The organism is Ruegeria sp. CDSA034, from assembly GCF_059612275.1.
On sequence record NZ_JBXWQH010000003.1, the window covers coordinates 1 to 13,861 of the forward strand.

11 protein-coding genes are annotated in these 13,861 nt (G+C 58.6%); 8 read left to right on the top strand and 3 right to left on the bottom strand.

What is annotated here, in order from left to right:
- Positions 1-290 precede the first annotated feature (290 nt).
- The gene (locus tag AC2FLJ_RS06770) at positions 291-1,052 is read left to right on the top strand and encodes an NAD kinase (RefSeq protein ID WP_058274290.1); all 762 of its coding nucleotides are present in this window, start codon (positions 291-293) and stop codon (positions 1,050-1,052) included.
- Positions 1,053-1,310: 258 nt separating this feature from the next.
- Here AC2FLJ_RS06770 and AC2FLJ_RS06775 read toward each other — a convergent pair whose 3' ends face one another.
- From AC2FLJ_RS06775 to AC2FLJ_RS06785, 3 genes are all read right to left on the bottom strand, one after another.
- Complete coding sequence (locus AC2FLJ_RS06775; RefSeq protein WP_496704960.1) at positions 1,311-2,744, bottom strand: amidase family protein; 1,434 nt, start codon at positions 2,742-2,744, stop codon at positions 1,311-1,313.
- 91 nt (positions 2,745-2,835) lie between these two features.
- Positions 2,836-4,725, bottom strand: a complete 1,890-nt coding sequence (gene prpE / locus AC2FLJ_RS06780) for a propionate-CoA ligase PrpE (RefSeq protein ID WP_058274227.1) — start codon at positions 4,723-4,725, stop codon at positions 2,836-2,838.
- A 274-nt stretch (positions 4,726-4,999) separates the two neighbouring features.
- Positions 5,000-7,273: an NADP-dependent malic enzyme gene (locus tag AC2FLJ_RS06785; RefSeq protein WP_058274225.1), complete on the bottom strand. Its 2,274-nt coding sequence runs from the start codon at positions 7,271-7,273 to the stop codon at positions 5,000-5,002.
- Between the two features lie 185 nt (positions 7,274-7,458).
- Between AC2FLJ_RS06785 and AC2FLJ_RS06790 the strand changes: the two genes are divergently transcribed.
- The 7 genes from AC2FLJ_RS06790 to upp all read left to right on the top strand — a co-directional run bounded on the left by AC2FLJ_RS06790 (position 7,459) and on the right by upp (position 13,857).
- Positions 7,459-8,163 carry a hypothetical protein gene (locus AC2FLJ_RS06790; protein WP_496697079.1) on the top strand — a complete coding sequence of 235 codons (705 nt, stop codon included), beginning with the start codon at positions 7,459-7,461 and terminating at the stop codon, positions 8,161-8,163.
- Entirely contained in the window at positions 8,126-9,229 is a 1,104-nt protein-coding gene (locus AC2FLJ_RS06795) for a cupin domain-containing protein (protein ID WP_496704962.1), read from the top strand. Before AC2FLJ_RS06790 ends, AC2FLJ_RS06795 begins: the two co-directional genes overlap by 38 nt.
- A gap of 103 nt (positions 9,230-9,332) precedes the next feature.
- On the top strand, positions 9,333-9,725 hold the full coding sequence (locus AC2FLJ_RS06800; protein ID WP_282153767.1) for a cytidine deaminase: 393 nt from the start codon (positions 9,333-9,335) through the stop codon (positions 9,723-9,725).
- 4 nt (positions 9,726-9,729) lie between these two features.
- On the top strand, positions 9,730-11,037 hold the full coding sequence (locus AC2FLJ_RS06805; protein WP_496704964.1) for a thymidine phosphorylase: 1,308 nt from the start codon (positions 9,730-9,732) through the stop codon (positions 11,035-11,037).
- Positions 11,034-12,245, top strand: coding sequence for a phosphopentomutase (locus AC2FLJ_RS06810; protein ID WP_496704966.1), 1,212 nt, complete (start codon positions 11,034-11,036; stop codon positions 12,243-12,245). The genes AC2FLJ_RS06805 and AC2FLJ_RS06810 overlap by 4 nt, the downstream gene beginning before the upstream one ends.
- On the top strand, positions 12,242-13,228 hold the full coding sequence (locus tag AC2FLJ_RS06815) for an adenosine deaminase (protein ID WP_496704968.1): 987 nt from the start codon (positions 12,242-12,244) through the stop codon (positions 13,226-13,228). The genes AC2FLJ_RS06810 and AC2FLJ_RS06815 overlap by 4 nt, the downstream gene beginning before the upstream one ends.
- Positions 13,225-13,857 (top strand): uracil phosphoribosyltransferase, encoded by a 633-nt coding sequence (gene upp, locus AC2FLJ_RS06820; RefSeq protein ID WP_058274218.1) that lies wholly within the window; start codon positions 13,225-13,227, stop codon positions 13,855-13,857. The genes AC2FLJ_RS06815 and upp overlap by 4 nt, the downstream gene beginning before the upstream one ends.
- Positions 13,858-13,861: the final 4 nt, after the last annotated feature.

The following is a 13,861-nucleotide window of genomic DNA, read 5'->3' on the forward strand; positions in this document are numbered from 1 at the left end:
GCGATCAACTCGATCTCGTCGCGCTGACGACCCAGCTCGGATGTGATCGAGCCGAACAGCTCGGGATCACGGTCAGATAGGGACTGGGTGAAAAATCCGGTATCACGGAGATTGGCGTTCATGGGGGCTCCACATGGCTGGGTAAGAATCTTGCGGATTTCCTATCGGAAACGGTACATGCGCAAAAGCTTTAAAGCGACGAATTGGCCCGCTGTGGCGTCAAGTCTGGCTTATCGGGGAAAGGTATGGTTGTTTCGGAACCAAATGTGCAAGACCGGAAACCGCAACAAATGATCCAGAGAATCGCTTTCCTCGCCAGCGACGTCAAAGTGGCCCAAACAGCCCGCGACGTGCTGGTGAAACGTTATGGAAACGCGGCACCGCGGGATGCCGATGTTGTCGTTGCACTGGGCGGTGACGGGTTCATGCTCCATACGCTGCACAGCATGCAGCACCTGGATACGCCGGTTTATGGCATGAACCGAGGAACAATCGGCTTTCTGATGAACGAGTTCCACGAAGCCGACCTTATGGCCCGTCTGGGCGAAGCCGAGGAAGAAGTCATCAACCCACTGGCCATGCGTGCGATGGATCAGTCAGGTAAGATGCACGAAGCGCTTGCGATCAATGAGGTCTCGCTGCTGCGCGCAGGGCCACAAGCCGCGCGCCTCAGGATAAGTGTCGATGGCCGTGTTCGCATGGATGAACTGGTCTGTGATGGCGCGTTGTTGTCCACGCCTGCCGGATCGACCGCCTATAACTACTCGGCTCACGGCCCGATTCTGCCAATTGGATCAGATGTTCTTGCCCTGACGGCTATTGCTGCATTCAGGCCGCGTCGGTGGCGCGGTGCGCTGTTGCCCAAGATCGCCAAGGTGCGTTTCGATGTGCTAGATGCGGACAAACGCCCGGTCATGGCCGATGCAGATTCGGTGTCATTCCCTGATATCGACTGGGTCGAGATCCGCTCTGAACCTGCAATCCAACACCGCATTTTATTCGACCCGGGGCATGGGTTAGAAGAGCGCCTGATATCCGAGCAATTCACCTAAATTTTGGGACTTACGAATTTTTTAGAAGTTGTGTGAAGCAGTTCACATGAGCTTCATTAACTTTCCGCTAATCTGATCTTGCCCGGAGAACACGTCTCGGTGGGAGTGAGTGGCCACCAAACGACGTTTTCGAACGATAGCGCAGTTTACGCGCTGGCGAGGGTAGGTGGTGCTACGCTCGTTAATGATATCTGGGCTTATTTTAGTAAGCGGACCCCGGGCACAAAAACCCGGGGTCTATTTTCGTTTTGGGTCGCACTACGTGCCCATCTTCTCCCACAACGGCAAGCACATCTGACCGACGCGCGCCTCAATTGCAGCGGCGGCATCCACGGCCATATCTTCGCGCCAGCGGCGGGCAGCGATCTGGACATTGATCGGCTGCGGGCCGCTGGGCAAATCCGCCAGCCGGGACGGAACGCAAGCGGCGGGCAGGCCAAGGAAGTTCATCGCATAGGAATAAACGGCGCAGCCAAGAACCTCGTGCACCCCTTCGGCACCTTCGGTGTCCCGATCCGGCTTGAAGAATGGTTGCGGCAGGAAGGGCGACAAGACCAAAGCATAGTCTTCCATAAACAGTGACCACTCGCGGGCGTAGTGGCTGCGCTTGGCCAGCATCCGGATCAGGTCGGTGTCCACGATGGGTGGGAACTCTTGGAAATAGACATCAAAGATTTCGCGGATGGTTTCAGATCCTGCTGCCTTGATGTCGCTTTGCATCAGGGTCAGAACTTCGCCCATCAAGGCGCGATACCCAGACCGACCGCACTCGAATACATCCGGCGGGTCGATCTCTTCCACCAGATAGCCAGCGTCGACCAACGCATCGCGGGCCGTGTCCAGCGCCTTGTCGACCTCGGGGTGCAGCGCATAGCCGAAGGTGTTTTTGGTGAAGGCCACTTTTATGGGGCCTTCCAAGGCTTCCCCGCGCCACGGCATTGAAACGTGAAACGGATCGCGCGGGTCGGCGGCGACCAAGCTGGGCATGGACAGATGCAGGTCGGCGGCAGAGCGGGTAATCAGCCCCTGCACCGACATGGATTGTGCCAGAATTCCGCGTTCGGCTTGTTGGCTGGGGTTCCAAGCGGGGACACGCCCCAACCCGGGTTTAACCGTGACCGCGCCATTGGCCGCCGCGGGAAACCGCAGACTGCCACCGATGTCGTTGCCATGCGCCAGCGCGCCGATCCCAGCCATCACGCCCGCACCGGCCCCGCCCGAAGACCCACCGGGCGAGATATGGCGGCCCCACGGGTTATGTGTCCGACCATGCAGCGGGTTGTCTGTATCGGCGCGGAATGAGAATTCGGGCGTGTTGGTCCGCCCGATCACGATGGCCCCGGCATTCTGCAGATTGCGCACAACCGGCGCGTCGTCGGGCGCGATCACATTCTTCAGGGCAACAACACCGTTCGAGGTCGCGTACCCCTTTTGATCGACGTTGATCTTGATAGTGACGGGAACGCCATGCAACGGCCCCACGGGTGCACCGCCCGCCACGGCCGCATCCAGTTCACGCGCACGCTCCAACGCCTCGGTGCTCAGGTCTTTGACCACCGCGTTCAGGTCTGGGTTGGCCTGATGCATTCGGTCGACTGCATTCTGAGTAGCCTCCAGTGCGCTCAACTCACCGCTGCGGGTCAAGGCGGTCAGGTCGGTGGCGTTCAGACGCCAGATATCGGTTTGTGTCATGGGCCCTCGCTGTCTTGGGATGACAGTAGGGGGCTTGTTTCAGGTTGCAAGAGAAAGACATGCGGGCGACGGATCGTCGCCCGCATGTCTGCTACTGAGCGTAGCCAAGGGTTTTCAACGCGACGGTGATCTCGTCCAGAATAGCCGGGTCATCGATGGTAGCTGGCATCTTGTAGTCCTTGCTGTCCGCAATCGACACCATCGTTCCACGCAGGATCTTGCCCGAGCGGGTCTTGGGAAGGCGGTCTACCACCACGGCTAGTTTGAACGCAGCCACCGGCCCGATCTTTTCGCGCACTAGTTTGACGACGTCTTGAACCACCTCGCCATGGTCGCGGTCACAGCCTGCATTCAGGCAAAGGAACCCTACTGGCATTTGACCTTTCAACTGGTCGGTCACACCAATCACTGCACATTCGGCCACGTCGGGGTGGGCGGCCAGAACCTCTTCCATCCCGCCGGTTGACAAGCGGTGGCCAGCAACGTTGATCACGTCATCGGTGCGCGCCATGATGTAAAGGTAGCCATCCTCGTCCACCATGCCTGCATCGCCGGTCTCGTAATAACCGGGGAATTGGTTCAGGTATGAACTTTTGAACCGATCCTCGGCATTCCACAGCGTTGGCAAGGTGCCCGGGGGCAGGGGAAGCTTGATCGCAATTGCGCCCAGCTCACCAGGTTTCATCGGATGACCACCTTCGTCCAATATCTGCACGTCATAGCCCGGCATCGGTTTAGCGGGCGAGCCCAGTTTGACCGGCAGTTCCTCGATCCCCAGTGGGTTGCCGGCGATTGTCCAGCCGGTTTCGGTCTGCCACCAATGATCGATCACCGGCACCTTCAGCGCGTCTTGCGCCCATTCGATCGTATCGGGATCAGCCCGCTCACCTGCCAGATATAAGGCGCGCAAGCAGGAGAGGTCATACTTCGCCAGCATTTCCCCCTTGGGGTCTTCACGCTTCACGGCGCGGATGGCGGTCGGGGCGGTGAAAAAGCTTTTGACCTTATGCTCGGAAATCACCCGCCAGAACGTGCCTGCGTCGGGGGTGCCAACAGGTTTACCTTCGAACACAATCGTCGTGTTGCCGTGGATCAGCGGAGCGTAGCAGATATAGGAATGCCCCACGACCCAGCCCACATCCGAGGCCGCCCAGAACACATCGCCCGGATCGACATCGTAGATGTTCTTCATTGTCCAGTTCAGCGCCACCAAATGGCCTGCGGTCGGGCGTACAACACCTTTGGGTGCGCCGGTGGTGCCGGAAGTATACAGGATGTACGCCGGATGATTGCCATCGACTGGAACGCATTCTGCCGGTTCGACACCATATTGGAAGCCATGCCAGTTGTAGTCGCGCCCTTCAATTAATTGCGCCACTTCCTGCTCGCGCTGGAAGACCACGCAGAACTCGGGCTTGTGGTTGGCCATGTCGATGGCCCCGTCCAGCAGCGGTTTGTAATGCACGACGCGACCTGGTTCCATCCCGCAGGATGCGGCGATGATGGCCTTGGGCTTGGCGTCGTCGATCCGGACAGCCAGCTCATTGCTGGCAAAGCCGCCGAAAACCACCGAGTGCACGGCCCCCAGACGGGCGCAGGCGAGCATGGCCTCCAGCGCTTCGGGGATCATTGGCATATAGATGATGACACGGTCGCCCTTTTCGACGCCCTTGGCGCGCAATGCCCCGGCCAGATTGGCCACGCGGTTGCGCAGTTCGACATATGAAATCTCGCGCTTGGTGTGGGTGATCGGGCTGTCATAGATGATTGCGGCCTGTTCGCCGCGACCGTTTTCGACATGCCGGTCGACCGCGTTCCAGCAGGTGTTCACCTTGGCATCGCTGAACCACTCATACAAAGGGGCGTTGTCGTCAAACAGGGCTTTGGTCGGCGGTTGAACCCAGTCAATAGCCTTTGCGGCGTTCATCCAAAAAGCTTCTGGGTCCGATTTCCAGCCTTCGTAAATGTCCTGATATGCCACGGTGAACTCCTCCTAAATCTCCTTGAGAAATGTGTTATGTGGCCAGGGGGCACCGCACAAGCGAGCGCTGTGACGGAGCGTCACTTTATCGCAAAAAATTTGCAAGAATCCGCAGGTTGGCCTGCAAATTTTTGCAAACCATCGCCTTTTTGCTGACTTTTAGCGATCAAATTTGCGCTTTTGCAAAGTTGAATATTTTGGCGTGCAAATTATTGCCTGCTGTGAATCAAACAGGGCGCCGATACTGGCGCCCTGAATACTGTGCTCAGGTTAATTAACCGTAATGCGCTACGGGTGTACCCGCGATCGCCGCCATATTGAGCAATCCGCGCGCAGTGATCGACGGCGTCACGATATGCGCCTTGTTGCCCATGCCCATCAGGATCGGGCCGACCTCTAAGCCATCGGCCTTCATTTTCAGGATATTGCGCACTCCGCTCGCCGCATCCGCATGGGCAAAGATCAGAACGTTTGCTGTTCCTTTCAGGCGTGAGTTTGGGAAGATCCGCGAACGCAGTTCAGGGTCGAGGGCCAGATCCAGATTCATTTCACCTTCATATGTGAAATCGCGCGGCTCGGCGTCGAGGATATCCAGTGCCGCCCGCAACCTTTTGCCCGATCCTTCAGCCTGATTGCCAAACTGCGACTGAGAACAGAAGGCGATTTTAGGCTCGATCCCGAAACGCCGAACATGACGCGCGGCACCAATGGTCGACTCGGCTAGCTCTTCTGGGGTTGGCAGCTGCCGAACATGGGTATCGGCAATGAACAGCGGTCCGTCCTCGAGGATCATCAGCGACAGCGCGCCATGCGGGTGCAGATCGACATCGCCCAGAACCTGTTCGACGTAGTTCAGGTGCCAACGATACTCGCCAAAGGTGCCGCAGATCATGCTGTCTGCCTCGCCACGTTGCACCATGATGGCCGCAATGGCGGTGTTGTTCGTCCGCATGATCGCCTTTGCCAGGTCCGGCGTGACACCGCGGCGTTGCATGATCTCGTGATACGAGTTCCAGTAGTCGTAATATCGCGGGTCGTCTTGCGGGTTTACAATCTGGAAGTCTTTGCCGGGACGGACCGTCAGCCCCAACCGTTCGCATCGTGCATTGATCACTTCGGGGCGGCCGATCAGGATTGGGGTTTCGGTTGTTTCCTCAAGAATAGCCTGAGCTGCGCGCAGAACACGCTCGTCCTCGCCCTCGGCAAATACGATCCGGCGCGAGGCCACGGCCGCGGCCTCAAAGACCGGGCGCATCAGCAGGGCAGACTTGAAGACAGACTGATTCAACCGTTCTTTGTATGCCTCGAAGTCGTCGATCGGGCGCTTGGCCACACCGCTTTCCATCGCGGCTTTGGCAACGGCCGAGGACACGACGCCGACAAGGCGCGGGTCAAAGGGTTTGGGGATCAGATAATCGGGGCCAAATGTCAGTTGCTCACCTTTGTAGGCCGCAGCCGCCTCGGCGCTGGTCGTGGCGCGTGCCATCTCGGCGATCCCGTCCACACAGGCGATCTGCATTTCGTCGTTGATTTCGGTCGCACCCACATCCAGCGCTCCCCGGAAGATGAAGGGGAAACACAGCACGTTGTTGACCTGATTGGGAAAGTCGCTGCGGCCGGTGGCAATGATCGCGTCCGGCGCGACTTCGCGTGCGGCTTGTGGCAAAATTTCCGGGCTTGGATTGGCCAGCGCGAAGATGATCGGGCGCTTGGCCATCTTCTCAACCATCTCGGGCTTCAGGACGTTCGGCCCGCTAAGGCCAAGGAACAGGTCTGCATCGCCGATTACATCGTCCAGCGTGCGCAAATCCGTTTTTTGTGCGAATTGATCCTTGTGCGGGTTCATGTCCTCTTCACGGCCTTCATAGACAAGCCCGTGAATGTCGCACAGCCAGATATTCTCGCGTTTGACGCCCAGTTTGACCAGCATCATCAGGCAGGCAATTCCCGCCGCGCCGCCACCGGTTGAGACCACTTTGACGTCTTCAAAATTTTTGCCGGCGACGTGCAGCGCATTCTTGGCCGCGGCACCCACGACAATCGCGGTGCCGTGCTGGTCGTCGTGAAAGACCGGGATGTTCATCCGTTCCCGGCACAGCTTTTCGACAATAAAACAGTCCGGCGCCTTGATGTCTTCAAGGTTGATCGCGCCAAAGGTCGGTTCCAATGCGCAAACGATATCCGCCAGTTTCTCGGGGTCGGGTTGATCGACCTCGATGTCAAAGCAATCGATCCCGGCGAATTTCTTGAACAAGACGGCCTTGCCTTCCATCACCGGTTTGGATGCAAGTGCGCCGATGTTTCCCAGCCCCAGAACAGCTGTCCCGTTTGAGACGACAGCTACCAGGTTCCCGCGTGCGGTATACAGCTCGGCGTTGGCAGGATCCGCTTTGATTTCCAGGCTGGCCTCTGCCACACCGGGCGAATAGGCGCGTGCCAGATCGCGGCCGTTCGCCATCGGTTTTGTCGCTTTGATTTCAAGCTTACCGGGCTTTGGATGGGCGTGATATTCAAGCGCGGCCTGCCGCAGGCTGGGTGTGTCCGACATCGGCGACTCAACTCCTCAGAAAATTTGATTTAGTGTTAAACTATTTCCCCGGCTTTGGCTACGCTACGTCATTTTGCAACAGTTTCGCTAAAGTTCACCGACTTCCCGTTGAAAAGCGTCGTATTGCTTTTACATTCGGGCAACTTTGGAGCCAACTTAGACCTGTCGAGCACTGAAAGCCATAAATGAGCTATAAAGACGAAATTCAGGCCGGGACTGCCTTCCCGGCGGAGCAAGTTGTGGTTGGCCCGGATCGCGCCGCTTACGTATCGGTTTTGCTGATCGCCATCCTTATCCTTGTCGCCGTCAGTATATGGCCGGTTCAAGCCCTTGCTCTGAACGAAGAGGGGGGATTGTTCGAAACGATTTCGGCCGCAGCGCTTTTTGCCTCAGGTCTGGCCGCGCTCTGGCGCTATCCCGGCATCACCCGTCTTTATATTGCGCTGGTCTGTCTGTTGCTGGCGGAAAGAGAGCTTGAGGCGGAAATCTATCCAGTCGACAGCCTGCCATATTGGGTCCTTAACGGTTTGGACAGTGTGCTTGATATGACGTCGGTCCGGATTGTTCTGGCCGTCATCGTGATCGGAGGTGCCCTATGGCATGGAGCCCCGACGGCATGGCGGGCGGCAAAGCGACGGGCGCCTTTTTTCGTGATTTTCGTGCTGGCGGGATTGCTGGCGGTAATCGCTCAGCTGCTCGAGGAAGTTTCCGGAATTTACCAGGCAGATCTGTCCACACTTATGACAGTGCGGCTCTTTGTGCTGGAAGAAACGCTTGAGATGTTCTTTTCGATTGGCATTTTGGCCTCTGTTCTGATCGGATGGCCAAAATCCGATGCCGAAGAGACGCTGAATGACCTCGACCTTGAACAACAGCCAGACGCGCGCTGAAATCCGACTGCCCACCAGCGAGCTGCGCGACGATATCCCGTTTTTCACAAAGACCCTCGGAATGAGGATGGATATGATCTATCCCGCTGACGATCCGAGTGTTGCCGTGTTTTCAGGCCACGGGTTGCGCCTTCGGGTTGAGAGGGACGCGCCTGAAGCGGCAGGCACGATCCGCATCCTGACAGACGATCCTGACGGTTTTGCGGGCGGACAGCGGACTCTGGTCGCGCCAAATGGTACACGGGTTGAGATTGATGAACTGAACCCGCCGATGGTGATGCCTGAAACGGTGCATTCCTTTGTGGTTCGCCGCCTCAAGGATCAAGCGCCCTGGATCATCGGGCGGGCGGGGATGCATTACCGCGATCTGGTGCCAGATCGGCTGGGTGGGTCGATCATCGCCAGCCATATCCGTATCCCCGATGGCGGCCCGGTGCCGGATATGGTGCATTTCCACAAGGTCGGGTTCCAACTGATTTTCTGCATCCATGGTTGGGTTGATGTCGTCTACGAGGATCAGGGCGACAAAATGCGCCTGACAGCCGGGGATTGCTTTATCCAACCCCCAGAAATCCGCCACCGCGTTCTTGAAGCATCGGACAATGTTCAGGTGATCGAAATCGGTGTTCCCGCCGAACATGTCACCGAAATCGACCACGAGTTGGACCTGCCTACGCCAAATTTCCGCCCGGACCGCGAATGGCAAGGGCAGCGTTTTGTTTATAACAAAGCCGAGAATTCAGAGTGGGGACCATTTCGCCTGCCAGGATATATCTGTCGCGACACGACGATTGCCGAGAATACCAAGGGTGTTGCAGGCGTGCTGGTCGTACGAAAAGGGCAGGGTGAACCGGTCTGGGCGACGCATGACACGGATATCCATTTTACCTTCGTCATGACGGGTGAGGTAACTCTGGAAGGTGAAGGGCGCGACCCCTACCGTCTGGAACAAGGGGATGCGTTCGTGATCCCGCCCGGTATGCGCACCAAACTGTCCGAACCTTCCGATGATGTCGAATTGCTTGAAGTCACCCTTCCGGGGGTCTTCAATACCGATCTGGGCTAGGAGAGAATTTGCCTGGGAATCTTGTACTCGGGGGTTCAACTCCCCGGGCAGTTTCCTTTAGGGTGTGATTTTCTGACCAGTTGATCAAAAATGGGGAATCGCCATGACTTTGAAAGATGCAGCACTGTCTGTCCGGGAAAAAGCCTATGCGCCTTATTCCAACTTCAAAGTTGGAGCTGCACTCCGGTCAGCCAGCGGTGAGGTCTATTCCGGCTGTAACGTGGAAAATGTGGCGTATCCCGAGGGCACCTGTGCCGAGGCCGGAGCTATTGCCGCGATGGTCGCTGCGGGCGAACAGGAACTGTCCGAGGTCTATGTTGTCGCCTCAAGTCCGCAACCGGTTCCGCCGTGTGGCGGTTGCCGGCAAAAGTTGGCCGAATTTGGCAAGCGGGACGTCAAGGTGACGTTGGCGACCATGGATGGCGCCGAGTTTGTAACCACGATTGGACAATTGCTGCCGGGCGCTTTCGACGCCTCGCACATGGAGGACGTGTGACCCCATGGACGCCCGTTCGATCATTGCAAAACTGCGCCGGAATGAAGTGCCGACCGGAGATGAGCTAAACTGGTTCGCGCAAGGTTTGGCCGATGGTGGTGTCAGCGACGCCCAAGCGGGCGCTTTTGCCATGGCCGTCTGCATGGGCGGATTGGGTACCAAAGGGCGCGCCGATCTGACAATCGCAATGCGCGACAGCGGTGATGTGCTCAGCTGGGATTTCGATGGCCCGGTAATTGACAAACACTCGACCGGTGGAGTGGGAGACAGCGTAAGCCTCGTGCTCGCCCCTGCACTGGCCGAGATGGGGGCTTATGTCCCTATGATCTCGGGGCGGGGTCTGGGTCATACTGGCGGTACCCTGGACAAGCTTGAGGCCATTCCTGGTGTCAGCACCCAGATCGGTCAGGACCGCCTGACGCAGATTTTGCGGGATACAGGCGCGGCCATTGTCGGGGCTACGGGGCAGATCGCCCCGGCCGACAAACGCCTTTATGCGATCCGTGATGTGACGGCGACCGTTGAAAGCCTGGACCTGATCACAGCGTCGATCCTGTCCAAGAAACTGGCCGCCAGCCCCGAGGCATTGGTGCTGGACGTCAAGGTCGGCAGCGGCGCGTTTATGAAGACGCTGGAGGATGCGCGCAAACTGGCAAAGGCCCTGTCGGAAACTGCGAATGCAGCAGGTTGCCGGACCTCGGCGGTCATCACCGATATGCACCAACCTTTGGCGCCTGCGCTGGGCAATGCGTTGGAAGTGGCCGAGGTGATGAAGGTCATGACGCAAGACCCCTATGCCCCGCTGGCCGAAATCTCGGCCGAGTTGGGCGGGGTTCTGCTGGCGGATGCCGGGATGTTCGCAACCGCCGAAGAAGGGCGCGACAAGATCACGGATGTCATCCGCGACGGTCGCGCGGCGGAACGCTTTGGGCGTATGATGGCAGCCGTAGGCGCACCGCTGCAGTTTGTTGAAAACTGGTCCCGGTACTTGCCAGAGGCCAGCGTGATCCTTGAGGTTCCGGCACCGACCAACGGACACATCAAAGCGATTAACGGTGAGGCGCTGGGCCTGACAGTTGTTGCACTGGGCGGCGGACGGCAGGTTGAAGACGACGTCATTAACCCGGCCGTGGGTTTGTCTGACATCGTCCGGTTGGGCGACAAAGTCGAGAAGGGCGCGCCTTTGGCGGTAATCCACGCTTCGCGGGAAGATGCCGCGCGGCGGGCCGCCCAGAGCGTTCTCAGCGCGATCACGATAGGTGCCGATGCCCCGGCAGAGCCCACTCTTGTCCACGAAAGGATTACGCCGTGACCCGCGCGTTTCTTGTGGTAATGGACTCGGTTGGCATCGGCGGCGCGCCGGATGCTGATCGGTTCTTTAATGGCGATGTGTCGGACACGGGTGCAAACACACTGGCCCATATTTCACAGGCCTGCGCCGAAGGGCGGGCTGAAGACGGGCGCTCAGGCCCACTGTACCTGCCAAACTTAGATGCGCTGGGACTGGGGGCCGCAACGCGGTTGGCGTCGGGGTCGGAAACGCCGGGGTTGGAGGTCGATCCGTCTGGGCGCTGGGGGTGCGCGAGAGAGCATTCACTGGGCAAGGATACGCCTTCGGGCCACTGGGAGCTGGCCGGTCTGCCTGTGCCGTGGGATTGGCATTATTTCCCGGATACCACGCCAACCTTCCCCGCCGACTTAAGCCGGGCTGCGGCCCAGGCGGCTAGAACAGACGGTATTCTGGGTGATTGTCACGCTTCGGGCACGACCATTATCGCCGAACTAGGGGCCGAGCATATGCGGACGGGTTGGCCGATCTGCTACACCTCCGCTGACAGCGTTTTCCAGATCGCGGCACATGAGGAGAGCTTTGGCCTCGGCCGCCTGCTGGACATGTGCAAGGCGCTTGCCCCGCGGTTGCATGAGATGAAAGTGGGTCGGGTCATCGCGCGACCTTTCACAGGCTCACCTGATCAGGGCTTTACCCGCACCACCAACCGAAAGGATTTTGCCATCCTGCCACCGGCGCCGGTTTTGACCAATTGGGTGCAGGATGCAGGACGCCGCGTCCATGCGGTGGGCAAGATCGGCGACATTTTCTCGATGCAGGGGATCGACACGCTACGCAAAGGGTCGGATGCCGAGTTGATGGGCCACTTGTCCGATTTGGTCGATCAGGCCGACGAAGGCAGCCTGACCTTTGCCAATTTTGTTGAATTCGACAGCCTCTATGGCCACCGCCGTGATATCAGCGGCTATGCCCGCGCCTTGGAATGGTTCGACCGCGAGATCGGTTTGATTCTGAACAAGCTGCGCCCGGGCGATCTTATGCTTTTGACCGCCGATCACGGCAATGACCCCAGTTGGATCGGAACCGACCACACGCGCGAACAGGCGCCCGTTCTGATCGCGGGGCAGGGCACGGGCCAAATCGGGGCCGTCGATTTTGCCGATGTCGCTGCAAGTATCGCACACCATCTGAACATTCCGGCACAAGGGTCGGGGAAGAGTTTTCTATGACCGTCGCAGACCTACCCAAAATCGAGTTGCACCTGCACCATGAAGGGGCAGCACCGCCTGAATTCATCCGTCAGCTTGCGCAGGAAAAACGCATAGACCTGAGCGGTATCTTTAAATCAGACGGAAGTTATGACTTCCGCGACTTCGCCCACTTTCTCAGTGTCTACGAGGCCGCCTGCGAGGTGCTTAAATCACCCGAGGATTTCCGTCGCCTGACCTTGGCCATTCTGGAGGAGAGTGCTGCGAATGGGGTGGTCTATTCGGAAACTTTCCTCAGCCCTGATTTCTGCGGCGGCGGGGATGTGCACGCCTGGCGTGACTATCTGAACGCCATTCAGGATGCGGCAGACGAGGCCGAGCGCAAGTTCGATATCACCCTGCGCGGCGTTGTCACGTGCGTCCGGCATTTCGGACCCGAACAGGCGAAACAAAGCGCCTATTGCGCAGCAGAAACCGCCGGTGACTGGATCACCGGGTTTGGCATGGGCGGTAATGAGGGCGTCGGGACGCAGGGCGATTACAAATGGGCCTTTGACTGCGCCCGCGAAGCTGGGTTGCGCCTGACCACCCATGCCGGAGAGTTCGGCGGGCCCGAAAGCGTACGCGATGCTGTTCGGAACCTCGGTGTCGAACGGGTCGGCCACGGCGTGCGGGCCATCGAGGACGACGATCTGATCCGGGAACTTGTCGACCGCGAAGTCACACTTGAAGTCTGCCCCGGTTCCAACGTGGTTCTGGGCCTGTTTCCCGATTTTGAGGCACATCCTATTGCCCGGTTGCGCGATCAGGGCGTGAACGTCACAGTTTCCACCGACGATCCGCCGTTTTTCCATACCACCATGCGGCGCGAATATGAGATGTTGCATCAGGCCTTTGGCTGGGACGCCGAGGATTTTGCGGCCCTGAACGACACAGCCCTGAACGCGGCCTTCTGCGATGATGAAACCCGCGAACGGGTCAAGAAAAGACTGGAGAGAACATGAGCGAACACCTGACCGTCGTTGACCACCCGCTGGTGCAGCACAAACTGACGCTCATGCGGGACAAGGGCACCTCGACCGCTGTTTTCCGACAGCTGCTGCGCGAAATCACCCTGTTGCTGGCCTATGAGGTCACGCGTGAACTGAAGCTGACCACCCGCCACATCGAAACCCCAATGGAGGAAATGGACGCCCCCATTCTGGCCGGTAAAAAACTGGCTCTGGTGTCGATCCTGCGTGCGGGCAACGGAATGCTGGACGGGGTGCTGGAACTGGTTCCCTCGGCCCGTGTCGGGTTTGTCGGGCTGTACCGCGACGAAGAAACCCTGAAGCCTGTGCAATACTACTTCAAAGCGCCTGAAGGTCTGAAGGATCGGCTGGTCATCGCGGTTGATCCGATGCTGGCAACCGGCAACAGCTCGGCTGCGGCGATTGATTTGCTGAAAGAAGCCGGGGCGACGGATATCCGTTTCCTCTGCCTGTTGGCCGCGCCCGAAGGCGTCGCCCGCATGAAAGAGGCGCATCCTGACGTGAACATCGTCACGGCGTCGCTGGATCGCGAGCTGAACTCAAAAGGGTATATCATGCCTGGGTTGGGCGATGCCGGCGACCGGATGTTTGGCACCAAGTAATCGG